Here is a 24,091-nt window from a genome sequence, read left to right as displayed (position 1 = left end):
TTTGCTAATATTTGATTATCGATTTTAATCTACTTTACTTCACTTCCTCGAAGTCTACATCTGTGACATCGTCGTTGGGCTGATTGTTGCCCTGCGACTGTTGCCCCGCGTCCGCTCCGGGCTGCTGCGGGCCGGCTTGTGCATTGGAGGCATTGTACATCTCCTGCGAGGCGGCCTGGAAGGCTGTATTCAACTCGTTGGTCGCCGCGTCGATACCTTCGAGGTTCTGTGCTTTGTGGGCTTCCTTCAGTTTGGTGAGGGCTGCTTCAATCGGCGCTTTCTTGTCGGCAGGTATCTTGTCGCCCAGATCTGTCAACTGTTTTTCAGTCTGGAAGATGAGCGAGTCTGCATGATTCAGTTTGTCGATACGCTCCTTCTCTTTCTTGTCGGCTTCGGCATTGGCGGCCGCTTCCTCTTTCATCCGTTTGATCTCATCATCACTCAGGCCTGAAGAGGCTTCGATACGGATCTTCTGCTCTTTGCCCGTAGCCTTGTCCTTGGCGGAAACGCTCAGGATACCGTTGGCATCGATATCGAAGGTCACTTCGATCTGAGGTACTCCACGCGGTGCGGGCGGTATACCGTCAAGGTTGAACACGCCGATCTGTTTGTTGTCACGCGCCATGGAGCGTTCACCCTGCAATACATTGATCTGTACGGAGGGTTGGTTGTCAGCCGCGGTCGAGAATGTCTCGCTCTTCTTCGTCGGGATGGTGGTGTTGGCGTCGATCAGCTTGGTCATCACCCCGCCCAGCGTTTCGATCCCGAGGGAAAGCGGGGTTACGTCCAGCAGAAGAACATCCTTTACTTCTCCTGTCAGCACGGCTCCCTGGATAGCGGCGCCAACGGCAACTACCTCATCGGGGTTTACACCTTTATGGGGTTTCTTTCCGAACAGTTTTTCCACCATATCCTGTACAGCGGGTATACGGGTGGAACCACCCACGAGGATCACTTCGTCGATCTCGGAGTTGGTTAATCCGGCATCTCTCATTGCTGTCAGACACGGCTCTTTACATTTCTGCAACAGATCGTCGATCAGTTGTTCGAATTTGGCGCGTGACAGCGTTTTTACCAAGTGCTTGGGGATACCATTCACCGGCATGATGTAAGGCAGGTTGATCTCGGTGCTGGTAGCGCTTGAGAGCTCGATCTTTGCTTTCTCTGCCGCTTCTTTCAGACGTTGAAGCGCCATCGGGTCTTTACGCAGATCCACTCCCTCATCCCTCATGAATTCATCAGCAAGCCAATCGATAACGCGATGGTCGAAGTCGTCCCCTCCCAGGTGGGTGTCGCCATTGGTAGATTTCACTTCGAAAACACCGTCGCCCAATTCGAGAATGGAGATATCGAACGTGCCACCACCGAGGTCGAATACGGCCACTTTGGAGTCTTTGTTTTGCTTGTCGAGTCCGTAAGCCAGCGCGGCGGCTGTCGGCTCGTTAACGATACGACGGACAGTGAGTCCCGCAATTTCTCCGGCCTCTTTGGTAGCCTGACGTTGGGCGTCGCTAAAGTATGCCGGCACGGTAATCACCGCTTCTTTCACCTCTTGTCCGAGATAGTCTTCGGCTGTTTTTTTCATCTTCTGCAATATGATGGCCGAAATTTCCTGCGGGGTATAAAGATGGCCGTGGATATCCACACGCGGAGTGTTGTTGTCTCCCCTCACCACCTTATAAGGTACACGTCCGGTCTCTTTCTGCACCTGGTCGAAAGTTTCCCCCATGAATGTTTTAATGGAGGAGATTGTATTATTGGGGTTGGTAATGGCTTGTCGCTTGGCGGGGTCGCCCACTTTGCGTTCGCCGTTTTCCATAAACGCTACCACCGAAGGTGTGGTTCGTTTTCCTTCATTATTGGGGATTACAACGGGTTCGTTGCCTTCCATGACGGAAACACACGAGTTGGTTGTCCCTAAGTCTATTCCTATTATTTTTCCCATAATTTATTGTGTTGTTATTTTTATGATTTATTTCCTGTTTTAATTTGTTTGTCAAAAATCCCCCGGTCATCGGCGGTCTGCTTCAACTCATTATTCCTCTCTCAAATGTTGTGCCAAATTTTTGAAGCAATGAAGTTTCTGCCAATATGACGGTTTTTAATTTTATGCTTTCATGGCCCTCATTTAAAAAAATAATCTCTATCTTTGGTAAATAAAGATTAAAGAAGGAGGTAAGGTTTTTGCCTACCCTTTTGTTTAAAAAGATAACAATTCTAAACCCAAGCGCTATGTATACACAACAAGACCTGGAATTACTGCGTGAAAAAGGAATCACCCAGGATCAAATCGACACGCAACTGAATTATTTTGCCACAGGATTTCCCTATCTTTCCATCGTAGCTGCTGCTTCCGTAGGGAAGGGTATAATGAAAGTGGGAGAAGAGGAGGAAAAGGTGTATCTGGATGCCTGGCAGGATTTTCTGGGTAGTGGGAAAAAAGTGACGAAATTTGTGCCGGCTTCCGGGGCGGCCAGCCGTATGTTTAAGGATTTGTTTGCCTTTTGGGATGCTGATTATGATGTGCCCACCACACCGTTTGAGAAGGAATTCTTTGATAAGATACAGCGGTTTGCATTTTTCGGTTCGCTTGATGAGACATGTAAGGATTTATTTGCCAGAGATATCGCGACATTGTGTCAAGAAGGACGATATAAAGATGTGGTTTCCGCATTGCTCGATGCTGGAGGAATGGAATATGGGAGCTTGCCCAAGGGACTGCTCCTCTTCCACAAATATCCCGAGGGGAATCGGACTCCTGTGGGAGAGCATCTTACCGAAGGAACATACTATGCCAGGAATAAATCCGGAGAGGTGAGTGTGCATTTCACCGTGTCGCCCGAACATAAAGAGATGTTTGAATTATTGGTGGCGGCCAGGAAACTAAACTACGAATTCAAATTGGGCGCGACCTTCTCGGTATCATATAGTATTCAGAAACCGGCTACCGATACCATCGCCGTGGATATGAACAATGAACCTTTCAGAAATGAGGACAACTCCCTCCTGTTTCGCCCCGGTGGCCATGGCGCGCTGATTGAGAACCTGAACGATATCGATTCTGATGTGATCTTTATAAAAAATATCGACAATGTGGTTCCTGACAGGTTGAAAGAGAATGAAGCGCGTTATAAAAGGTTGTTGGCAGGTGTTCTTGTCACCATGCAACAACGCACACATGCTTACCTCAACCGGCTGGAATCAGGAGAAGCTACCGCGGAGGAACTGGCAGAGATGCTGGCTTTCACCGAGAAGGAACTGTCGATTTCCCGTCCCGGAGAATTTGCCTCGGAGGATGAACTGAAAAAATACCTGAAGAGGAAACTCGACCGCCCTTTCCGGGTCTGTGGCATGGTGAAAAACCAAGGAGAACCGGGGGGCGGACCTTTCATCGCTGTCAATCCCGACGGAACCGCTTCTCTTCAAATACTGGAAAGTTCCCAGATCGATAAGAATGATCCCGCCGCAATGGAGGCATTCAGGAACGGTTCCCATTTTAATCCCGTGGATGTGGTGTGTGGCGTGAAATGCAATCAGGGAAACAAATACAATCTGACGAAATTTGTGGATCGAAATACCGGATTCATATCCTACAAGTCGAAGAACGGAAAAGAACTCAAAGCGTTGGAACTGCCCGGATTATGGAACGGAGCCATGAGTGATTGGAACACTATTTTCGTGGAAGTGCCTGTTTCCACTTTCAATCCGGTGAAGACAGTGAACGACCTGTTGCGGCCGGAACACCAGTAAGGGGAGCTATTCAGTCATTACACAATATTTTTCAAAAAAAGCCGTTTACAGCCAAAACGACAGGCTTGAAATTTCGTGTTCTATATACTTTGTTGGCTGTGGCGTGGCTACTGCCCTCGTGTGATCAGGCAAGACTGAGTGTGGCACGGGAACAGTACCTGCGTGGGGAATATTATGCCGCAAGCGAGACCTACCGGAAATTATACCGCAATACCCCGCGTGAGGAACGGGTACAACGGGGAATCATCGCTTTCGAGATGGCCGAGAACTACCGCAGGCTCAGTCAGCCTGCCCGGGCCATAGCCGCTTACACGAATGCCATCCGTTACGGGTATCCCGACACCATCATGTACTTCCATTATGCCCGGATGTTGCATCGGGAAGGGAATTACGAGGACGCGGCTGAAGCATATCGCCGATTCCTGGCATTCCGCCCGGACGATCCGATGGCGCGGAACGGACTTCGTGGGGTGGAACTGGCAAAGGAATGGAATAAAAATCCCACCAGGCATATTGTGGAGAGGATGGAATTGTTCAATTCTAACCGGGGGGAGTTCAGTCCGATGCTTTCGCAGGGGGGAGACCGTCTCTATTTTGCTTCTTCGAGGGAAGAGTCGCTTGGTGAGGAGAACAGTCCCATTACCGGAATGAAATACAACGACCTTTTCCGTTCAGTCAAAAACGTACACGGGGAATGGCAGCGGCCGGAACGGATAAACTCGGGTGTCAACACCGGCAATGACGAGGGCACCCCTTCTTTTTCCCAAGATGGGGAGTGGATGTATTATACTTTCAGTGGTGTTGATGCCAACCGGCCTACTACCGCAAACATCCATCTTTCCCGGTGGGTGAACGGCAGATGGGGTGAAGGCATGCCTTTGGAGATTGTGAAGAATGATTCGTTGTCGGTTTTTGCTCACCCGGCAATTTCCCCGTCGGGACGTTACCTCTATTTTGTTTCCGATATGCCGGGAGGCTATGGCGGCAAAGATATCTGGCGGGCGGCAATCGGAAACAATCACGAGATCCTTTTTGTAGAGAACTTGGGACCGGATATCAATACGCCAGGTGACGAGCTTTTTCCCTATCTGCGAAATGACACCACACTCTATTTCTCTTCCGACGGGCATCCCGGGATGGGTGGACTGGACATGTTCGTGGCGGTCGCGTCCGGAGGGGAGACAGGCAGACAGGCAAACAGGCAGACAGGTCGGTGGCGTGTGCGTAACCTGCAATGCCCGCTCAACTCGCCGGCTGATGATTTTGGAATCACGTTCGAACCGAAAGCAGAGAAGGGATTTTTCAGTTCTAACCGGAATGATGCGCGGGGGTATGACCATATCTACTCTTTCGTTTATCCCGAAGTGACCGTCTGGATAGAAGGCTTTGCGGTGGATCCGGAGGATGAATTCATCCCGGGGGCCAGTGTGACCGCAGTGGGAAGCGACGGATCGCAATTCCGCTCCGTGACCGGAAGAGAAGGGGAATACCGCTTCAAGGCCCATAGGGGAGTGGATTACCTGCTGATGGCTTCTGCTGATGGCTTCCTCAATCAACGGCAGAGATTATTGACTGACCCCGCCGAAAAGGATACACTCTACTATGTCGATTTTGAGATGATACCTTATCACAAACCGGTAATATTGGAAAATATATTTTACGACTTCGACAGCGCTACTTTACGACCGGAATCGGAGGAAGAACTGGACATGTTGATAGCCCTGCTCAACGATCATCCATCCGTCAGCATAGAACTTGCGGCCCATACCGACCGGAAAGGTTCGGATGAGTATAATCTCGACCTCTCCTTCCGTCGCGCGCAATCGGTAGCGGACTACCTCATCGCTCACGGTATCGACTCACAACGCTTGTCTGCCCAGGGTTTTGGTAAAACCCGACCGGTGAGAGTGACAAAAAAGATAGCGGAACAATTTGATTTTCTGAAAGAGGGAGATTTACTGACCGAAGAGTTTATCAAAACCCTTACGGCTGATCAACAAGAGATTACCGACCAGATTAACCGCAGGACATCATTCGAAGTGGGCGATCACCAATTCGGATTGCATTAATAACCTGCAGAACCTGATATGTTCAAAAGGATTTTACTACCTTTGGAACATGATTTTTGTAACGGGCATACAAAATATCTCCGAAGTCAGGACAAATGCAGTGTAAGCTGACGGCAGTGTGGTTTCTTATGGTCAGCTCTTTCAATCTGACGGGGTTTATACCCTTTGCCGAAAGAAAGCTGGAAATCATGGTTTGGCCTGGATGGAGGTAGAATATCGGGATGAAAAGGGGGGATTTTCAACGTGTCCATTTGGAAGGATATGCCAGGTACGATCTTTCAACATGCATACGACCATTTGCGGGTATATTATTCACGGATAAAATTGGTCCGGAATTAGAACGGCGACGGCAATAGGGCAAAAAGAAGATTATGTGTAAGATATCTGAGTGTTAGAGGTATGAGTCGACGGGAAATGTATTGTTGGCTGGTGAGCCTGTTTTTTACGGCTGCGGGGATATCTCCGCTTTCCGCGCAGGAGTTGAGTGCTTTTGTAAAAGTGAATAGCTCCAGGGTTCAGGGCACCCACAGGCAGGTGTTTGATACTCTTGAAGAGGCGTTGCGGACTTTTATCAACGGGCGTAGATGGACGGACAGCCCGCTTCTGGCGGGTAAACGGGTAAATTGTTCTTTCACCTTGGTTGTTACCGAGGCACTTTCTTCCGGATCCTTTAAGGGTGAGTTGTATGTGCAGTCGCACCGACCGGTAGAGAAGAGTGACCACAGCACTCCCATGCTGAATGTGCGCGACACTGAGATGGAGTTCGACTATACCTCACATCAATCCTTGCAGTTTGATCTCAATTTTATTCAGGGGAACCTGACGGCAATCATCGCATATTATGCCTATCTGATTTTGGGACTCGATCTTGACTCCCGCTCTTCGTTAGGTGGCACATCTTGTTTCCGCAATATGGAACTGATCGCTGTCAATGCGCAATCCCACGGATGGAAAGGATGGGATCGCCGCGGCAACCGGAACCGTCCGGCTATCGCCGCAGCTTTTAACGACGGGGCACTGGAAGGCTACCGGCATATGTGGTTCGATTATCACCGGCAGGGATTGGATGTGCCGGCCGCAAACGGCGCACCGGGATCGGAAAAAATAGTTTCTTCAGTACTGTTCTTGTCGGCGCTGCAAGCCAAACGTCCGACCAGCGTGCTGATAAAGCTTTTTGGCGATGCCAAACTCGAGGAGATGGTAAATCTTCTTTCCCAAACCGATGTCCGGGAAAAGAAACAGGCACATGAGGCCCTTTTGAAATTATATCCCGCCCGTAACAATGAATTGGAGCGGTTGAGATAAATAAAACATATGTTAAAATCGTTATACATACAGAATTTTGCACTGATCGATTCTCTCAGGATCGGATTTGATCCCGGCTTTTCAGTGATCTCAGGTGAGACGGGGGCGGGCAAATCGATCATCCTTGGCGCACTCTCACTGATCCTCGGGCAACGTGCCGATGTGAAACAGATCAAGCAGGATGCCGAAAAATGTGTCATAGAAGGAGTTTTTGACGTCTCGGCCTATGATCTCGCGCCTTTTTTTGAAGAGATGGATTGGGTCTATGAAGGTGATGAGTGTATTCTTCGACGGGAGATATGGAGTAACGGGAAATCACGTGCTTTTGTGAACGATTCGCCTGTATACCTGAATGACCTGAAAGGATTGGCAGACAAGTTGATCGACATACACTCCCAGCACCAGAACTTGTCGTTGAACGACAATCTTTTTCAGTTGAACGTGGTGGATTTGCTGGCCGGCACAAAGATGGAGCGTGCCGACTATGGTGTGGCGTATGCCGCGTGTCGAGCCTCGGAAACAGCATTGAACGATCTCCGGGAGCAATCCCGTAAAAACCGGGAAGAGGAAGACTATCTCAGATTTCAATATGCCGCGCTCGCGGAAATGAACCTGCAACCGGATGAACAGGGCCAACTCGAAGAGGAATTGGAGGCCGTTGCACACGCCGAGGAGATCAAGACAGGGCTTTATACCGCCACGGCGCTTCTTTCAGAAGAGGAGCGGAGTGTGGAGTCACTCTTGAGGACAGTCGCGGATACGCTCCATAATGTACAACGGTTCTATCCAAAGTTATCTGAATTGGTGGCCAGGGTAGATTCCGCCTTTATCGAACTGAAAGATGTGCGTGAGGAGATAACCGGGTGTTTTGAAGAGGTGGAGTTTGATCCCGGTCGCAGGCAATTGCTGGAGGAGCGATTAAGCGCTATCTACGACTTGCAGAAGAAACATTCCGTGGCTACCGTGGAAGAGTTGATCGCTTTGCGTGACGAAATGGGACGGAAGCTCGAAAATATCGATTCGCTCGACGAACGGCTGCAGGCATTGGAAAGGGAGACAGAAGAGAAGCGGAAAACAATGATGGCGAAAGCCGGCCTGTTAAGTGAAAAGAGAAAGAAGGCCGCGCCTCGTATTGAGAAGGAGCTGGTAGAAAGGCTCGCTTACCTGAGGATGCCCAATGTGAGGTTTCAGTGCGATTTCAAATCCAAAGACATCCCTGATGCCACAGGTGCCGATAGTGTGCAGTTCCTCTTTTCGGCCAATAAGAACGTGTTGCTGCAGCCTGTCTCGCAAATCGCCTCGGGTGGTGAGATGTCGCGTCTGATGTTGTGCATCAAGGCGATGATCGCAGGGGCGACTTCACTGCCGACCATCATTTTTGACGAGATCGATACCGGCACATCGGGCGAAGTGGCCGACAGAGTAGGGACTATCATGGAAGGGATGGGTGCCAGAATGCAGGTGATCGGCATCACACATCTCCCGCAGATCGCTTCCAAGGGAACTGCCCATTTCCTGGTTTATAAGGAGGATTCGGGTTATATAGTAACCACAAAAATAAAAGAGCTGACTCCCGAAGAGCGGGTGCAGGAAATTGCCCGCATGCTGAGCGGTGCGGAAATCACGGAACAGGCAATCGAAAATGCCAAGGTGATGCTGAACAGAAATTAAAATATGAAGGAAAAAGAGATGATCTTCGGCATTCGTGCCGTTATTGAGGCGGTAGAGGCCGGAAAGGATATAGACAAGGTGCTGGTAAAGCGCGAACTGTCGGGTGAGCTGTTCATGGAGTTGCAGGAGCGGCTCCGCCGTGATGAGATACCTATGCGGAAAGTGCCCGTGGAACGGATAGACCGTATCACCCGCAAGAACCATCAGGGTGTAATCGCGTTCACTTCGGCTGTCACCTATCAGAAACTGGAAAATATCGTACCGTTGCTCTATGAAGAGGGCAAAACCCCGTTTATCTTGGTATTGGACGGACTGACCGACGTGCGGAATTTCGGCGCTATCGCGCGCACCTGTGAGGTGGCAGGTGTGGATGCCATTGTGATCCCTGCCAGGGGAAGCGTCTCAGTGAATGCCGACGCGATAAAAACTTCCGCCGGCGCGTTACATTCTGTCCCGGTTTGCCGGGAGAATAGCCTGAAGGAAGCAATCGGCTTTCTGAAAAACAGCGGAATAAAAGTGGTGGCCGCTACCGAAAAAGCCGCCTCTTTTTACACCGAGTCCGACCTTTCCGTGCCGGCCGCCATTGTGATGGGATCTGAAGACACAGGTGTGGCTCCCGAACATCTTCGCATTTGCGACGAGCTGGTAAGGATACCTCAATCCGGAACAATCCAGTCACTCAACGTATCCGTCGCGGCTGGAGTATTGATCTATGAGGTGGTTAGGCAGAGGAGGTGTTGATGTGATGATGTGTTGATGTGATGATTAATGGCAATGAGACTAATGTGAATAATGTGAATAATGTGAATAATGTGAATAATGTGAATAATGTGAATAATGTGAATAATGTGAATAATGGCCTTCTCCACTTCACTCTTCTGAATTCTCAGCTCTCAGCTCTCAGTTCTTAGTTCTAATTTCTTAGTTCTTAGTTCTCAGTCTTAGTTGTTACCTATCATCACATCGTTGACAGTTCTAAGTTCTTAGTTCTTAGTTCTAAGTTCTCAGTTCTAAGTTCTTAGTTCTCAGTTCTCAGTTCTCAGTTCTCAGTTCTAATTTCTAATCTCAAATTTCAAAAAAATGAAAAAAGTTATTTCAACAAACAGTGCGCCTGCGGCTATAGGTCCCTACAGCCAGGCTATAGAAGCGAACGGGATGTTGTTCCTGTCGGGGATGTTACCTATTGACCCATCGGACGGAAATATTGTTGCTGGTGGTGTGAAAGAGCAGACCGCTCAAATATTCAGGAATATAGAAGCGGTGCTGACAGCAGCCGGCGTTACGATGGATAATATTGTGAAAACGACGGTCTTTCTGGATGACATGTCGTTGTTCGCGGAGATGAACGAAGTCTACGGCAGTTGCTTCACGGGTACTTTTCCGGCCCGGTCGGCCTTTGCGGTAAAAGCTCTCCCGAAAAATGCGCTGGTAGAAATAGAAGTGATTGCCGTGAAATGAAGCCCCCCGGGAAATGATCGGGCCAGCTTCAGAGACTCCTACTCGAATACAGCCGGGAGATTTTCTTCTTCTTCAGGTGGATCTTTCTTTACCATAAAGGCGCTGATCTCCCATAGCATGTATATGGGTATGGTCACCACGAAAAGGGAGAAGGGATCTCCCGAGGGAGTGATTAGCGCCGCGGCTACGAGGGAGCCTACGACGGCATGGCGACGGAATTTCCGGAAAAAAGAACGGTAGATCAAATCGAGTTTTGACAACAACCAAAATACCAGCGGCAGTTCAAATACCAGTCCCATGATCAGGATAAGGGTATAGAAGTTGTTCATATAGGAATCGAGCGAGATTGAATTCTCAATGGATTCGCTCAACTCAAAGGTGATAAGGAAACGGAAAATCAGGGGAAATACGATAAAATAACCCACCAAGCAACCTATGATAAACATGAACCCCCCGAATCCGAAAGCGGTTTTCACCCCTTTCGCCTCATTCTCATAGAGTGCGGGGCTTATAAATTTCCATATTTCATACAGGATATAAGGAATGGTACAGAGCACGCCAAACATCAATGAGGTAGAGATATAGGTCATAAATTGCGTGGTCATGTTGATATTGAGCATCCTTACCGCAAACGCATCCGCTGAAAAATCCGGCAGGAATGGGATATATTCACTCGCCTTTTCAAAAAAACGGTAGGTAATAAAATCCGACGAGCGGGGGGCAAGGATGATGGCGTCAAAGATTTTCGGGATAATGATGAAACCCACGACAGAGAAAGCAATCACAGCAATGATGATACGTATAATGGTCCATCGGAACTCCTCCAGATGATCCCAAAAAGACATTTCTTTCTCTGGCATTTCTTTCTGCGCTATATAATAGACATGTAAACACCCGAAGACAAACGGATTTTACCAGTCTTGCCTTCGAAATGATAAATCTTATGTGGCACTGATGATAGCATGAAAGAAGAACCGGCCGGAATGATCAGGCAGGCTTCTTCCACGGCTATTTAATTATTTGATGATGAATTGTTTTCTGTCGGTTCAGCCTTGATATCCTCCTCAATATCTTTCAATCCTTTTTTGAAGCTATTGATGCCTTTTCCGAGACCTTTCATGAATTCGGGTATTTTTTTCCCTCCGAAAAGAATCAGGATAACCAAAACTATGATAGGTATTTCCCATCCGTTTAAGTTGATAAGTAATGGATTCATAAGTGCGTTATGTTTAATTTGTTTATACGTCCCAATTGCTACGAAATACAAATATAGAACTTATTTATGGATATAAAGAAAATATTATGATAAAGTTTGAAAAAATATGCAAGGCCGGTTTAATGATTCTCCAAAATGAGAACCAGATCCATATAAACGGGCAGGTGGTCACTGAATCCGCCTATATAGCGTGGCCCCGCACTCGTCCTGTAAGGTTTTTTACCGTAATACCTCTCATCATCTTCCAACAGGAAACCGGCATTGAAGACATGGGCTTCATTGCCCTTCACGCGAATGCGGCTTCCTTCCATTAAGAGATTCCCACTGACAATAAACTGGTCGAGGATCTCCCATTTCCCCTGATATTTGTAAGTGCCATATTCAGCTTCTTTTGTCCGGTGACGGAAAAGGTTGTATAACCGATCCCTTTGGAGCGGTGACATCAGGCTTTCCGCTCCCAATACTTGAGAAAGGCTTTTATCATCAGGATGGTCGTTAAAGTCTCCCATAATGACAATATGGGCGTTCTCGCGGCGAATAAGCAAGCTGTCCGCCTTGTCTTTCAGAAGAGCCGCCGCCTCCACACGCGCGGGCTCGCTTTCCCGCTGTCCACCGCTGCGTGAGGGGAAATGGCAGACGAAAATGTCGAGGAGATTTCCATTGAGCAGCTCTCCGGTGACGTGGAGAATATTGCGTGTAGGCCTGATTTTTTCGCTTCTGAACTTTATTTCGTATTCGCTGGTCTGTAAAGGCTTGAATTGATCACGCTGATAGAGCAATGCCACATTGATCCCCCGACCATCCGGTGAATCGGTAATAATATAATCATATTCCTGTGCCCGCAAGGACGATCGTCTTGTGAGGTCGAAAAGCACCGAGTCGTTTTCTATCTCGCACAGCCCGATCAATGCGGGAGATTGCATGCCGCCGACAGCTGTAACCACACGGGTAATATTCCGCAGTTTCTCCCAATACTTCCATGAGGTCCACCGCATAAAACCATCCGGCAAGAAATCGTCGTCCTCCTTCAACGGGTCATCATGGGTGTCGAACAGATTTTCCACGTTGTAAAACATAATACGGAAGTCGTTTTGCGCAACGACCCCCGTAGTATGGATGATGAGTAGAAGGCCGAGAATGAAGAAATGGCGCATTGTTTTAGGGCTTATTTCTCAGCCGGCATATTTTCCAGGATCTTTACCAAGAAATCCCAGAATTTACCCACGGAAGAAATCTTCATTTTTTCGTCGGGTGAATGCACATCGGTCATATCCGGCCCGATGGAGATCATGTCGAGATGAGGATATTTTTCGAGGAATAAGCCGCATTCAAGGCCTGCATGGATAGCCTTTACTTTAGGGCTTTTCCCGAACAGCGCTTCATACTCTTTTTGCGCGTGTTTCAGGATATCGGAGTCGGGATTGGGTTGCCATCCCGGATATCCGTCATTATGGATTATTTTTGCACCGGCCAGTTCAAACACACAAGACACCATATTCACCACATACTCTTTCTGCGACTCGACGGAACTGCGTTGGCTGGAGCCGACTTCCACCAGGTGGTTGTCAATCATCTTCACAGATGCCAGGTTGGTCGATGTCTCCACCAGTCCCGGGATATCGCAACTCATCCCGATAACGCCATGGGGACAGGCATACAACGCGCCAATCAGTTTCTCGGCGGTCTTCTTGTTGATCACTTTTGAAGGGATCTGCACAGACTCAAGTTGAATGTCGAGACCGGGATCGGTATGTTTGTATTCTTCTTGCACCTGAGCCAGAAAAGTATTCAGTTTCACCCTTATCTCTTCTTTGTATTTCTCTTTTACTCCCAGGAGCGCGTAAGCTTCCCGGGGAATGGCGTTGTGTAGATTTCCCCCTTCTATTTCGGAGAGGACCATGCCATATTTTTTTCTTGTAATGGAGTGCAGAAAGCGGGTGAGTATTTTATTGGCATTGCCCAGTTTCTTGTCGATATCACTGCCGGAGTGACCCCCACGCAGCCCTTTTACTTGCACCTTGAACCAGAAATAGTTCTTTGGCGCCTCTTTTTCCTTGTATTTGAAATAGGCTTTCGTGCCTTTTCCCCCCGCACATCCTATATATATCTCACCTTCCTCTTCCGTGTCGAGATTGAGCAGAATACTCCCGGTGAGAAGGTTTTTGTCGAGCGAGTGAGCGCCTGTCAGTCCTGTCTCCTCATCCACAGTGAAGAGCGCCTCGATTTTACCGTGACTAATGTCATCAGCGGCCAACACAGCTAACTGCGCGGCCACGCCTATGCCATTGTCAGCCCCTAGGGTGGTGCCGTTTGCCTTTATCCAATCCCCGTCGATAATGGTCTCTATGGGATTATTATCGAAATCATGCGTCACATCTGAGTTTTTCTCGCAGACCATATCCACGTGCGACTGCAGGATCACCGTGGGAATATTCTCTTTCCCCGGAGTGGCGGGCTTGGTTATTACTATATTGCCGACTTTGTCCTGCTTTGCTTCTAAACCATGCTCACGGGCAAAATCGAGCAGATAGGCGAGAATTTTCTCCTCTTTCTTGGATGGTCTTGGAATTTGTGTGATCTGGTAAAAATAATTCCAGATGGCCGAAGGTTGTAAATCTGTTATCGTCATAATTATTTTATTTTAGAAGGCTTATAAAGTGGGTAAAAGTACAAGAAAAATGGGGGATAGACAAAAATTTAATATCTTTAATTCCAAAAAATATGGTTTAATTGGCTAATTAGAGTATCTTTGCGGCATCAAAAAACATCATTATGATAAAAATACTCATTTTAGGCTTTGCTATTCTGTTTATTGCTATTCTATTGATGGGGATACGTGTTTTCTTTACCAAAAACGGAGAGTTTCCCAGCCTCCATATTGGTGATAGCAAGCCTTTGCAGGATAAAGGAATCCATTGCGCCACATCCCAGGACGCGGAGATAAGCAGAAGAGAAAGTCCGATAGAGAAAATGTTGAAATCAGAAAATATTTAAATCTCTCAAAAATGAAGAATTCTACTCCTTACATCGTCGGCGGAGTGTTGGCGGTCGCAATCATTATTCTTTACGTTTTACATTTTACATCCAAACCATCCAACGGCAGATCCGCGCAAAAAGATCTTACCAGTTTGCTTAACGACTCTTCCATTACATTGCCAATCGGTTATGTGAATGTGGATTCATTGTTGATGAATTATAATTTTGCCAAGGACCTGAACGAATCGCTGTTGAGAAAGCAGGAGAGCACCCGGGCAACGTTGAATCAGAGAGAGGGGCAGATTCGTAATGCCGCCGCCGATTTTGAGCGTAAACTACGCAACAACGCGTTCTTAAGCACGGAAAGAGCGCAGCAGGAACAAAACCGGATAATGCAGATGGATCAGGAATACCAGCAGTTGGCCGAACGGTTGACACAGGAATTTATGATAGAGCAGGAAAAACTGAATATCCAGATGGAAGACACCATCAGGGCAAGAATGAGGGAATTCAACAGCGACAAGCATTATGAGATTATATTCAGCAACAGGACCACCAGTACGATCCTGCTAGCCGAAGACAAATATGACATTACCAACGAAGTGGTTGATTTTTTGAATAGCAAGTACGGTCCGGCCACAGCAGCCGCCACTTCGGAAAAATAAGCCTGTCTCGCGGTTTTTAAGACAGGGTAAAAGGGGATGTCACTGTGTGATTTCGCCCTTTTTTTATTTTATGTGAATTAAGAAACTGTTTTGAATTTTACGAGTAATTATTTCACGCTTGTTTTTCCACTCTTTCATATTGTTTTTTGCCCTTTTTCGCGCCTTTGAACTTTCATTTCTTTTAAGTAGCCCGCCACATTTCAATCAATGAAAATCCAAATCCATCAAAAAATGGCTAAAAAACAATGGATGAAAAAATTCAAAACAGCTTCCAAGAAGTTTGTGTTGAGAAGGGAGATGAGAATAGAGTATCGAGAATCGAAAATTGAAAATGGACAGCGCCCAATTCACAATTGGAGGTATCTCAAGTCCGGTATCCCAAGTTCGGTACCCCAGGTCCGGTATCTCAAGTCCGGTATCTCAAGTCCGGTATCCCAAGTCCGGTATCCCAAGTCCGGTATCCCAACTCCCCAACAGTGTCTGGTTTTGGCTCTTGATTCTCAATAAATAGATCGGATGAAGCATTGGGAAGCTTATATCAAAAGGCAGAAGCCGGAATACCTGTGTACCATTATTCCGCCTGAGACAGCCGCGGAAATAGTCGTGGTAATTCCCTGCCACAACGAACCCGCCCTGTTTGACACATTGGAAAATCTCTGTGCTGCCGATCGCCCTGACGCAAACGTGTTGACGCTGGTTATACTCAATTCGGGCGTGCTCGCCGGAGAGGAGGTTGTGAGGCAGAATAGGATTTCTTATGAGAGCACCAACCTGTTTGCCGAGCGTTATAATGAAAGAAGTTTCGTTTTTTTGCCGTTGCTGTTCGAAGATTTGCCGCGAAAACATGCCGGCGTGGGTCTGGCACGAAAAATAGGGATGGATCTGGCAGTGGAGCATTTTCTGCGTAATGAGAAGCCGCGAGGTATAATCGTTTCCCTGGATGCTGACTGCACGGTCTCGTCCAATTTCCTAATAACGATATGGGAGGCTTTCTCCCGTGATAAGTCGCTGAATGGCACCATTCATGATTTTCGTCACCGGGTGGAAGCAGGCGGCCCTCTGATGGAAGGCGCGGCAAGGCAGTATGAAGCCTATATCCGTTATTTTCGGTCGATGTTGGAATATACGGGCTTCCCTTATTATTGGCACACGATTGGATCCGCATTTGCAGTGTCGGCAGACGCCTATGTGCGGGTGGGAGGTATGGGACGGCAACAGGGAGGGGAAGATTTTTATTTCCTGCAAAAGGTGTTTGCCCTTGGGAATATCCGCGAGTTGAAAGACACCACGGTTTTTCCTCTGGCGCGACTTTCCGATCGGGTTCCATTTGGCACAGGACCCTCATTGCAAAGAATTGTGGATGAACCGGATGGCAACGTGAGAGCCTATTCGAAGAGGGCGTTCGAAGCATTGAAGCGACTCTTCGACATGAAAGATGGCTTCTTTGGGAAAGACACGCAAACGGTAGAAATAATGATGGCCGGCCTGCACCCTACATTGCTGCGATTCTTGCGGGAAATCGATTTCCTTGAGCTGGTCAGGGATTGTAATGAGAACAGCGCTTCCCTTGCCACATTCCGGAAACGCTTTTTCCACCATTTCAATGCGTTCAGGACTATCAAATATCTTAACCAGGCACATCCCCATCCCTTCCCGTATGAAAGTTTCGCTTTACTGGTTGACAAATATTAGATGTTGTTTTGCCGTTTGGCCGATATTTTGTAATTTTGCGCTCAAAAGGTAAGTGTTTCCTTCCATAATTCTAAAATGAAGTGGTATGCCGGTTCTTAACGGAGTTGAAATCATCAGCGCTTTTCTGGTCTTGTTCGCAATCATCGATGTGACGGGAGCGGTACCGATTTTTCTGAGCCTGAGAAGTCAGAACAGAACGATCCATCCTGAAAAAGCGGCGTTTTATTCACTTTTGATTTTGGTGGGTTTCTTATTTGTCGGAGAGTGGATATTGAAACTCTTCCAACTCGACATCTCTGCTTTTGCCGTTGCCGGAGCTGTGGTGCTGCTGATTCTCTCTATAGAGATGATTTTCGGCGTGGAGATATTCAAAAACGACAGCACCTCCGCGGACAACTCTTCCACGCTGTTCCCGGTCGTGTTCCCGCTGATTGCCGGACCCGGCAGCTTCACCACCTTGCTTTCCATGCGTGCGGAATTTCATGTGATAAACATCATTATCGCGGTAATCCTGAACCTGGCCATCGTCTACCTGGTGCTGAGATACCTCGATTTGGTAAAGAAATTACTGGGTGAAAGTGGTGCTTATATCCTCCGTAAATTTTTCGGAGTCATCCTCATGGCCATATCGGTGAAGCTGCTTACCTCCAACCTGTCCGCGCTTATCTCAACTGTAAACGGTGTAGCCGCGTAATCGGGGCATTATCCGCATTTTAACTGAACTTTCCACGTCGACACAGCCCAAAGTAGCAAAAATATAGCTATATTTGCGGGTCAGAAACTCTGACACCCCCTTACGGAAATCAGGTTATTTTCCATCAATCAGGATTTTCAAATTAATCTATTTATAAAATTCAACAACATGAGAATTGTAAGTGTTTTAGGACGGGAAGTTTTGGATTCAAGAGGTAATCCGACCGTTGAAGTGGACGTGTTGACAGAATCGGGTGCGTTTGGACGCGCCGCTGTTCCTTCAGGAGCTTCCACAGGAGAGAATGAGGCATTGGAACTCCGTGACGGAGACAAAAGCCGTTACCTGGGAAAAGGCGTGTTGAAAGCAGTGGCAAACATCAATGACACCATTGCTCCGGCACTGTTGGGGATGAATGTGTTGGAGCAGACCCAGATTGATGCCAGATTACTCGAACTGGACGGCACAAAGACAAAATCCAACCTTGGTGCAAACGCTCTTCTGGGTGTGTCTCTCGCAGTGGCAAAAGCCGCGGCTAACTATCTCGGCCTGCCGCTTTATCGTTACATTGGTGGTGCCAACACCTATGTGTTGCCTGTTCCCATGATGAATATCATCAACGGAGGATCCCACTCCGACGCTCCCATCGCGTTCCAGGAATTTATGATCCGCCCTGTGGGTGCCAGCTCCTTCAAGGAAGGATTGCGTATGGGGGCCGAAGTATTCCACGCATTGAAGAAAGTGCTTCACGACAAGGGGCTCAGCACCGCTGTGGGTGACGAGGGAGGTTTCGCTCCCAACTTGAGCGGAGGAACCGAAGAAGCCCTCGAATCGATTCTGACCGCCATCAGGAATGCCGGTTACGAACCGGGTAAAGATGTGATGATCGGACTCGACTGTGCTTCTTCCGAATTCTATAAAAACGGCATATACGACTATTCCAAATTTGAAGGGCCGAACGGTAAAAAACGTACTCGCGAAGAGCAGGTTGCTTACCTGGAAGAACTGATCACCAAATATCCTATCGACTCTATCGAAGATGGCATGAGTGAAAACGACTGGGAAGGATGGAAATTGCTTACCGATAAGATTGGCAGCAGATGCCAGCTGGTGGGTGACGACCTGTTCGTGACCAATGTTGAGTTCCTTGAAAGAGGCATCAAAGAGGGTTGCGGAAACTCTATCCTTATCAAGGTGAACCAAATCGGAACGCTCACGGAAACGCTGAACGCTATCGAAATGGCACACAGGAACGGATATACCAGCGTAACGTCACACCGCTCAGGTGAAACCGAAGACGCTACTATCGCCGATATCTCTGTGGCTACCAACGCCGGACAGATCAAGACCGGCTCTTTGAGCCGTTCAGACCGTATGGCAAAGTACAACCAATTGCTCCGTATTGAAGAGGAACTGGGCGACCGCGCTGTTTACGGGTACAAGAAGATCAGACAATAATTTTCTTGATACATACTACAATATGGAGGCTGTCTCAAAAGTAAAGACAGCCTCTTTTTTTATCTGTTTTTTCTTTGCCACCTGATTATATTTTAGTATTTTAGATGTGAAACCGTGAGAACCGCGCCAAAGAAGAGTCCAAAGCCATCAAAACCCTGGAAGACAATTATCTTCCCAAATTACAGCAATACGATTTCTTTCCCAATCCCACCGATCCCCTCACGCTTATCCCTTTTCTCGGCGGCTTCAAGAATCGTTACGATAAAATTCCCCGCTGAAAATATTGCCGGTTCTGAAGACAAATCCGTCTGAATCACAAAAAAACGCCCCTTTATTTATGCGTTTTTGCCGCTTTTATCTCGTCGGTCTATAAATGTACAAAGCTTGAAGGCACTGTTGGTGAAAACTTATCTTGTGCCGCTTGATATAAAAACAAAGAGCCGTCTCGCTTTAAGACAGCCCCATGATGACCAATAGCCCAACCTAATTAATGAACTGTGTAAACAAAATAGTCTCATCAATTATATGTCGATTTAACTTTACCGAAAATTGTCGATTTTAAATATCCTTTTTACAGAAGATACGTTCAGTGAGAATTATCTCCTGTGGGATGTCACATCCTTCCACAGTCTTAATCCTTATTTCAGTGGAAGATACGTTCAGTGTCCAATGCCGGCACAAGCTGTTAAGTGGTCAAAACCTAATCTATCCTTGTACTCTGCAACAAATTTCGTTTTTTCCTCGAATTGTTTGATAAATTCGGTCACATAGTCCAAAGCAAGATCTGCACGGCAAATCACCGTAAGATCATCGCCACCAAGGACAATTGGACGAATAGGAATAATCTTGCTTTCCTTTATTCTATCTTCTAAGGAATTATAAGCCTTTACCGCTGCCATTTGGGTTGCCTTATCTAAATTCTCGGAAAATCTCTTGAACTTATCCTCATCTTTTCCAATTTCCTGTACGATCTGCCCCAAGCCATTGCCATCGGCATGAATGATAGCTATCCAGTCATTATCCTTGGTGATTTTTTCTATATCGTATGCCACCTGATCATCCTTTAGCGAGCTCTTTTCTTCTTCCGTTTTACAAAATGCCTTTTTGCATAAAGACAAGGTGGTTTTTTTCCTTACCTTATTGTTCTTTTTGTCAATCTCATAAAGCTTCGCCCATGTACCCGCATCTATCAAGTCATTTTTCCCTTTATCATTAGGCTTTAACACCACAGGCAATCCGGTTTGGCGGCAACGCAGCATGCCCATCAATCCGAGTGTGGCACTACGCATTGGCTTATTTCGCTGGACACGAAGACGTGTCTCCAACTCCCCGACAGCTTCCTTAAAATCGGAAAACGCTCCTTCCATCTTTACCACAGCCTGACTTGCCGTGATACCGGGGGAAAATTCGGCAACCATTTTAGGAAATATACGTACAATTTTTTTACACTCTTCTTCATTATCAAACATATACTTGATATTGCCCGCAGCATGAAGAATGCAATTTTCATCCTTATAGTTAATTTTGGCTTTAGTAAATAAACCCACAAACATATCCGTGCAGATTTCCTCTACCAATTCACTAGCCCCAACAATCTCGCGAAGTTTGTTGGTCTGAAAGATAAAGCCTTGGATGCCTTGCACCGCAGCTCCATACAAGTACTTCTTTTCTTTTCCCATACTCATCTATTTTGTGTTGTTTTTTCTTTTTTCCTCACGGTCACCCCGTATCCCAAGCTGGCACCCTTTCCCAAACCCACATAATCGGGAATGGAGACATTGGTGATGAACTCGGCGTCGAAAACGGTCATCTTCACTCCTTTATACTGCATTACAGCCGGATCGCCCAAACGGGTAATCTTACACTCCACCTGCCGGTCGAAAAAGATATCCAACCCTTTGGCGAACGACAAGATGTTTGCTTTCAGGACATTTTCTAAAAAGGCCGATTTTTCCGCCACGCTCTCCAGTTGCTGAAACTGTCCGTAATTTTCCTGATTCAGGGCAAGCCAACGCCGAATGCGATAGACAAAACGTGTCTCCCAAATTTGAATCAGATATTTGTAAGCCGTTATACCTTCAACCACAAACGCTTCCTCTTTTCCGGCAATATTCAACATCAGATCGGAATCGAGAAATAACTTACCCACAGCTTCCGTGCCCGCTTCGATGCAGAGAATGGCTGCCTTTTTACGGATCCTTTTATACTGGATCATGGGATAGGCATACCGGAATCCCTCCTTGTCAAGGTGGTTATGAAACAAAACATCTTTGTCTTTGAACGCATGAATGATGGCTCCACGAAAAGACTCCAATTTTGAAAAGGGAAGTTCATTTTGAAAACGTATCAACAAAAACCTGTTTTTTCCATCGTCTGAGAAAATAATTGAGCCGATCCTCCCAAACCGGCTTATCATTGAAATATTTAAAAGTAGAGCTGAACAGCGTACCCGTGTCCTCCTAACTGGCGGAACGCTTGCCCAAGTTCACTATTCGTGTAGGTCGCAAGAGCCGGTGTGGTGTCCGCCATCTCTATCGAACGGCATATGGAAAAATAATGATCCATATAATCTTCTTCCGGCATGTTTGCAGCCGGACTTCAGGCATTGAAACGAGATAAAGGAGGAAATTTTCACAAGTAAGTCAAAAAAAAGTCCTGATAATTTTTGAGAAAAGCTCTGATCAATTACCTTTGCGGGGAATTTTACAAAAATAAGACAAAGAATTATGCAAGCATTATTAACAAACATCAACGAACAAATCAAGTTGTTTCAGGAAAACGCTGCTCAACAAGCAGAGAACAACAACAAAGCTGCTGGTGCCCGCGCGCGCAAGGCTTCGTTAGAACTGGAAAAACAACTGAAAGCTTTTCGTAAAGCGTCGATCGAAGCTTCCAAGTAAGATTGACCAAGTTCAATAAGATTTTGTAGATTGTCCATCTCCGGGCAATCTTTTTTATTTATTGCGGCACAATAATTATCCTCCTTTCCAAATAACCAAATAAACGAGGTTGTCAATTTTTCGGTTGTGTTTGGAATAATAGAATCGTAACTTTACAGCGCGAATTTGCCATCAAACAAAATATGGCTGCTTATTTCCAGTATGGGAAAAAGAAATTGAGCACTTAAGAAAGGTTGATAAACCGTTAGCTGCGGTCATCGACCGGGTGGGCATGATAGAGAGAACGGTCAATCGCGACTTTTTTTCCGTACGGGCACATTGAAGAATTGACAGGGTGTTTCACGCGACTCAAACGATTAATCTGGTATAAAAATAATCTGGTATAAAAAATGGAAATGGAAAAAGAAGTGTTCTATAAAGCATTCCTTGAAAGGGATAGTTCTTTCGAGGGCGTATTCATTGTCGGAGTAAAAACAACAGGCATATTCTGCCGCCCCACTTGTCCCGCCAGTCCCAAAATAGAAAACGTGGAATTCTTCCCTTCCGCGAAAGAAGCCATGCTTAACGGTTACCGGCCTTGTAAAGTCTGTAAACCGTTAGAAAAACTGGGAAACCCGCCTGACGGCATTAAGCAATTATTGAAATGCATGGAAGAGAATCCTGCGGTTAAAATAAAGGATGCCGATTTGCGGGAAATGGGGTTAGAGCCAAATCAGGTACGCCGGTGGTTTTTGAAAAACTACAAGCAGACATTCCATGCCTACCAAAGGATGTACCGGGCGAACAGTGCCTTCCAACGCATCCAATCCGACCGGAAGGTAACGGACGTTGCCTTTGATTCGGGTTATGATTCTTTGAGCGGGTTCAACAGCATGTTCAAAAATATCATCGGTACTTCTCCGCAAAAAAGTAAAGACAAGCGTGTAATCAACGTAACATATGTTGAAACCGATTTGGGGCTGATGATTGCCGCGGCGACGGAGAAAGGTATCTGCATGTTTGAGTTTGCCGACTATAAGTGGATAGATTTGGAATTAAGACAATTGGAAGAGGAATTCAAAGCTCCGATTATACAAGGCGACAATCCTCATTTTGACACGCTTCGAGAGCAATTGAATGAGTATTTCGCAGGAGAGCGAAAAGATTTCAATATCCCGCTGGATTTGGCAGGCACGGAATTTCAAAAGGAGGTGTGGCTTAGCCTGCTACAAATACCGTATGGTTGTACGACCACCTATGGAAAACAGGCCGAAGCTTTAGGAAAACCTTCCTCCGTTAGGGCTGTTGCCAATGCCAACGGCAAAAATAAAATCTCCATCATTCTGCCTTGCCATAGGGTTATCGGAGCCGATGGCACGCTCACAGGATATGGCGGAGGAATGTGGAGAAAAAAGAAGTTATTGGAGTTTGAAAAAGAAAATATAGAAAAAGAGAATAAAACAACTTCCCATTAGATGGATGCTTCAAGGGAAGGCGCGAAGAAGGGACACTTCATGTCACCAGCATTTTATCCGCTACCATTTTGCTTAAAATTTCTTGCCGATCATCATAGCTCACGGTCAAACTTCCATCATAAGGTTCAATGGACTCGATTTTTATCGCTGTCCCCAATTTGAGGTTCTTGTTGTTGAGGAATCTCAGAAACTCTTCCGAAGAATCATTCACAGCCGTAAAACAAACCGTCTCTCCCTCCTTGTGATTGCTCAGCCTGGTGCGCGATGACGGTAAAATTACTCCTTCTTTTGTGGGAATGGGCTCGCCATGCGGATCTGTTTCCGGGAAATTGAGCATTTCGTCCATTCGGTCAAAAAACAAACCGGATTGTATGTGTTCAATTTGTTCGGCAATGGAATGCACATGTTCCCAGCCTAAGCCCATCCTTTCAAAAAGGAATGTTTCCGTCAAGCGGTGTCTTCTCAAAATTAAAGCCGCTTCTGTCTTGCCCTTCTCCGTCAGCCGTATCGGTTTATAAGGCTCAAAATACACGAGTTCTTTGTCTGCCAAGCGTTTCATCATCGAATTTGCGGTCGGCATTTTAACATTAAGCTCCTGACTTAACACATGGACAGGAACGTATCCTTTTTCCATGGAAAGAACAAGGATGGTTTTAAGATAATTTTCTTCTGTCAGCGTAATCATGCTGCAAATATAAAAAACAATTCAATATTATATGTCTAATTCTATTGTTAGATTAATCTAATCTATTATCTTTGCACGCGAAACAATATTTCGTTCTTTCA

General features: G+C 46.6%; 21 protein-coding genes. 13 read left to right on the top strand and 8 right to left on the bottom strand.

Going from position 1 to position 24,091, the window contains the following annotated elements:
• Positions 1 to 34: 34 nt before the first annotated feature.
• Positions 35 to 1,945 carry a molecular chaperone DnaK gene (gene dnaK / locus D7D25_RS08250; protein WP_122968491.1) on the bottom strand — a complete coding sequence of 637 codons (1,911 nt, stop codon included), beginning with the start codon at positions 1,943 to 1,945 and terminating at the stop codon, positions 35 to 37.
• A 287-nt stretch (positions 1,946 to 2,232) separates the two neighbouring features.
• Between dnaK and D7D25_RS08245 the strand changes: the two genes are divergently transcribed.
• The 6 genes from D7D25_RS08245 (at position 2,233) to D7D25_RS08220 (ending at position 10,253) form a co-directional block, all read left to right on the top strand.
• Positions 2,233 to 3,750 (top strand): DUF4301 family protein, encoded by a 1,518-nt coding sequence (locus D7D25_RS08245; RefSeq protein ID WP_122968490.1) that lies wholly within the window; start codon positions 2,233 to 2,235, stop codon positions 3,748 to 3,750.
• A gap of 65 nt (positions 3,751 to 3,815) precedes the next feature.
• Positions 3,816 to 5,819 carry an OmpA family protein gene (locus D7D25_RS08240; protein ID WP_122968489.1) on the top strand — a complete coding sequence of 668 codons (2,004 nt, stop codon included), beginning with the start codon at positions 3,816 to 3,818 and terminating at the stop codon, positions 5,817 to 5,819.
• 399 nt (positions 5,820 to 6,218) lie between these two features.
• On the top strand, positions 6,219 to 7,124 hold the full coding sequence (locus D7D25_RS08235; protein WP_122968488.1) for a DUF4835 family protein: 906 nt from the start codon (positions 6,219 to 6,221) through the stop codon (positions 7,122 to 7,124).
• A gap of 9 nt (positions 7,125 to 7,133) precedes the next feature.
• A complete protein-coding gene (gene recN / locus D7D25_RS08230) occupies positions 7,134 to 8,795 on the top strand; it encodes a DNA repair protein RecN (protein ID WP_122968487.1) in 1,662 nt (553 codons plus the stop codon).
• Positions 8,796 to 8,798: 3 nt separating this feature from the next.
• Positions 8,799 to 9,536, top strand: a complete 738-nt coding sequence (rlmB, locus tag D7D25_RS08225) for a 23S rRNA (guanosine(2251)-2'-O)-methyltransferase RlmB (protein ID WP_122968486.1) — start codon at positions 8,799 to 8,801, stop codon at positions 9,534 to 9,536.
• Between the two features lie 339 nt (positions 9,537 to 9,875).
• Entirely contained in the window at positions 9,876 to 10,253 is a 378-nt protein-coding gene (locus D7D25_RS08220; RefSeq protein WP_122968485.1) for a RidA family protein, read from the top strand.
• Positions 10,254 to 10,291: 38 nt separating this feature from the next.
• Here the strand turns inward: D7D25_RS08220 and tatC are convergent, their stop codons facing one another.
• From tatC to D7D25_RS08200, 4 genes are all read right to left on the bottom strand, one after another.
• Entirely contained in the window at positions 10,292 to 11,113 is an 822-nt protein-coding gene (gene tatC, locus D7D25_RS08215) for a twin-arginine translocase subunit TatC (protein WP_122968484.1), read from the bottom strand.
• Positions 11,114 to 11,265: 152 nt separating this feature from the next.
• Positions 11,266 to 11,469: a twin-arginine translocase TatA/TatE family subunit gene (locus D7D25_RS08210; RefSeq protein ID WP_026327189.1), complete on the bottom strand. Its 204-nt coding sequence runs from the start codon at positions 11,467 to 11,469 to the stop codon at positions 11,266 to 11,268.
• Between the two features lie 119 nt (positions 11,470 to 11,588).
• On the bottom strand, positions 11,589 to 12,623 hold the full coding sequence (locus tag D7D25_RS08205; protein WP_185140238.1) for an endonuclease/exonuclease/phosphatase family protein: 1,035 nt from the start codon (positions 12,621 to 12,623) through the stop codon (positions 11,589 to 11,591).
• Between the two features lie 11 nt (positions 12,624 to 12,634).
• On the bottom strand, positions 12,635 to 14,098 hold the full coding sequence (locus tag D7D25_RS08200; protein ID WP_122968483.1) for an aminoacyl-histidine dipeptidase: 1,464 nt from the start codon (positions 14,096 to 14,098) through the stop codon (positions 12,635 to 12,637).
• A 143-nt stretch (positions 14,099 to 14,241) separates the two neighbouring features.
• On the opposite strand from D7D25_RS08200, the gene D7D25_RS08195 reads away from it, so the two are divergent.
• The 5 genes from D7D25_RS08195 (at position 14,242) to eno (ending at position 18,951) form a co-directional block, all read left to right on the top strand.
• Positions 14,242 to 14,463, top strand: coding sequence for a hypothetical protein (locus tag D7D25_RS08195; RefSeq protein WP_122968482.1), 222 nt, complete (start codon positions 14,242 to 14,244; stop codon positions 14,461 to 14,463).
• An 11-nt stretch (positions 14,464 to 14,474) separates the two neighbouring features.
• Entirely contained in the window at positions 14,475 to 15,110 is a 636-nt protein-coding gene (locus D7D25_RS08190) for an OmpH family outer membrane protein (RefSeq protein WP_122968481.1), read from the top strand.
• A 516-nt stretch (positions 15,111 to 15,626) separates the two neighbouring features.
• Positions 15,627 to 16,802, top strand: a complete 1,176-nt coding sequence (locus tag D7D25_RS08180) for a hypothetical protein (protein ID WP_122968479.1) — start codon at positions 15,627 to 15,629, stop codon at positions 16,800 to 16,802.
• 85 nt (positions 16,803 to 16,887) lie between these two features.
• Positions 16,888 to 17,496 carry a MarC family protein gene (locus tag D7D25_RS08175; RefSeq protein ID WP_122968478.1) on the top strand — a complete coding sequence of 203 codons (609 nt, stop codon included), beginning with the start codon at positions 16,888 to 16,890 and terminating at the stop codon, positions 17,494 to 17,496.
• Between the two features lie 168 nt (positions 17,497 to 17,664).
• A complete protein-coding gene (gene eno, locus D7D25_RS08170; RefSeq protein WP_122968477.1) occupies positions 17,665 to 18,951 on the top strand; it encodes a phosphopyruvate hydratase in 1,287 nt (428 codons plus the stop codon).
• Between the two features lie 659 nt (positions 18,952 to 19,610).
• Here eno and D7D25_RS08165 read toward each other — a convergent pair.
• Both D7D25_RS08165 and D7D25_RS08160 read right to left on the bottom strand, forming a co-directional pair.
• Positions 19,611 to 20,630: a hypothetical protein gene (locus D7D25_RS08165; protein WP_148038888.1), complete on the bottom strand. Its 1,020-nt coding sequence runs from the start codon at positions 20,628 to 20,630 to the stop codon at positions 19,611 to 19,613.
• A gap of 2 nt (positions 20,631 to 20,632) precedes the next feature.
• Positions 20,633 to 21,301 (bottom strand): CRISPR-associated endonuclease Cas6, encoded by a 669-nt coding sequence (locus D7D25_RS08160; protein ID WP_148038887.1) that lies wholly within the window; start codon positions 21,299 to 21,301, stop codon positions 20,633 to 20,635.
• Positions 21,302 to 21,677: 376 nt separating this feature from the next.
• Between D7D25_RS08160 and D7D25_RS08155 the strand changes: the two genes are divergently transcribed.
• Positions 21,678 to 21,851, top strand: a complete 174-nt coding sequence (locus D7D25_RS08155; protein ID WP_019538885.1) for a hypothetical protein — start codon at positions 21,678 to 21,680, stop codon at positions 21,849 to 21,851.
• A gap of 395 nt (positions 21,852 to 22,246) precedes the next feature.
• On the top strand, positions 22,247 to 23,305 hold the full coding sequence (locus D7D25_RS18695; protein WP_122968573.1) for a bifunctional transcriptional activator/DNA repair enzyme AdaA: 1,059 nt from the start codon (positions 22,247 to 22,249) through the stop codon (positions 23,303 to 23,305).
• 37 nt (positions 23,306 to 23,342) lie between these two features.
• Here the strand turns inward: D7D25_RS18695 and D7D25_RS08140 are convergent, their stop codons facing one another.
• Positions 23,343 to 23,990 (bottom strand): metal-dependent transcriptional regulator, encoded by a 648-nt coding sequence (locus D7D25_RS08140; RefSeq protein WP_122968474.1) that lies wholly within the window; start codon positions 23,988 to 23,990, stop codon positions 23,343 to 23,345.
• Positions 23,991 to 24,091: the final 101 nt, after the last annotated feature.

It is taken from the genome of Proteiniphilum sp. X52, assembly GCF_003712195.1.
In the GTDB taxonomy this organism is placed as follows: domain Bacteria; phylum Bacteroidota; class Bacteroidia; order Bacteroidales; family Dysgonomonadaceae; genus Proteiniphilum.
The sequence above is the reverse complement of the archived record's forward strand: the minus strand, read 5'-3'. Positions and strand labels throughout refer to the sequence as shown.

Bases quoted from the DNA above. Each gene is read 5' to 3' on its own strand.
- dnaK (WP_122968491.1), bottom strand. From the start codon at position 1,945: ATGGGAAAAATAATAGGAATAGACTTAGGGACAACCAACTCGTGTGTT.
- D7D25_RS08245 (WP_122968490.1), top strand. From the start codon at position 2,233: ATGTATACACAACAAGACCTGGAATTACTGCGTGAAAAAGGAATCACC.
- D7D25_RS08235 (WP_122968488.1), top strand. From the start codon at position 6,219: ATGAGTCGACGGGAAATGTATTGTTGGCTGGTGAGCCTGTTTTTTACG.
- recN (WP_122968487.1), top strand. From the start codon at position 7,134: ATGTTAAAATCGTTATACATACAGAATTTTGCACTGATCGATTCTCTC.
- rlmB (WP_122968486.1), top strand. From the start codon at position 8,799: ATGAAGGAAAAAGAGATGATCTTCGGCATTCGTGCCGTTATTGAGGCG.
- D7D25_RS08220 (WP_122968485.1), top strand. From the start codon at position 9,876: ATGAAAAAAGTTATTTCAACAAACAGTGCGCCTGCGGCTATAGGTCCC.
- tatC (WP_122968484.1), bottom strand. From the start codon at position 11,113: ATGCCAGAGAAAGAAATGTCTTTTTGGGATCATCTGGAGGAGTTCCGA.
- D7D25_RS08210 (WP_026327189.1), bottom strand. From the start codon at position 11,469: ATGAATCCATTACTTATCAACTTAAACGGATGGGAAATACCTATCATA.
- D7D25_RS08205 (WP_185140238.1), bottom strand. From the start codon at position 12,623: ATGCGCCATTTCTTCATTCTCGGCCTTCTACTCATCATCCATACTACG.
- D7D25_RS08200 (WP_122968483.1), bottom strand. From the start codon at position 14,098: ATGACGATAACAGATTTACAACCTTCGGCCATCTGGAATTATTTTTAC.
- D7D25_RS08195 (WP_122968482.1), top strand. From the start codon at position 14,242: ATGATAAAAATACTCATTTTAGGCTTTGCTATTCTGTTTATTGCTATT.
- D7D25_RS08190 (WP_122968481.1), top strand. From the start codon at position 14,475: ATGAAGAATTCTACTCCTTACATCGTCGGCGGAGTGTTGGCGGTCGCA.
- D7D25_RS08180 (WP_122968479.1), top strand. From the start codon at position 15,627: ATGAAGCATTGGGAAGCTTATATCAAAAGGCAGAAGCCGGAATACCTG.
- D7D25_RS08175 (WP_122968478.1), top strand. From the start codon at position 16,888: ATGCCGGTTCTTAACGGAGTTGAAATCATCAGCGCTTTTCTGGTCTTG.
- eno (WP_122968477.1), top strand. From the start codon at position 17,665: ATGAGAATTGTAAGTGTTTTAGGACGGGAAGTTTTGGATTCAAGAGGT.
- D7D25_RS08165 (WP_148038888.1), bottom strand. From the start codon at position 20,630: ATGGGAAAAGAAAAGAAGTACTTGTATGGAGCTGCGGTGCAAGGCATC.
- D7D25_RS08155 (WP_019538885.1), top strand. From the start codon at position 21,678: ATGCAAGCATTATTAACAAACATCAACGAACAAATCAAGTTGTTTCAG.
- D7D25_RS18695 (WP_122968573.1), top strand. From the start codon at position 22,247: ATGGAAAAAGAAGTGTTCTATAAAGCATTCCTTGAAAGGGATAGTTCT.
- D7D25_RS08140 (WP_122968474.1), bottom strand. From the start codon at position 23,990: ATGATTACGCTGACAGAAGAAAATTATCTTAAAACCATCCTTGTTCTT.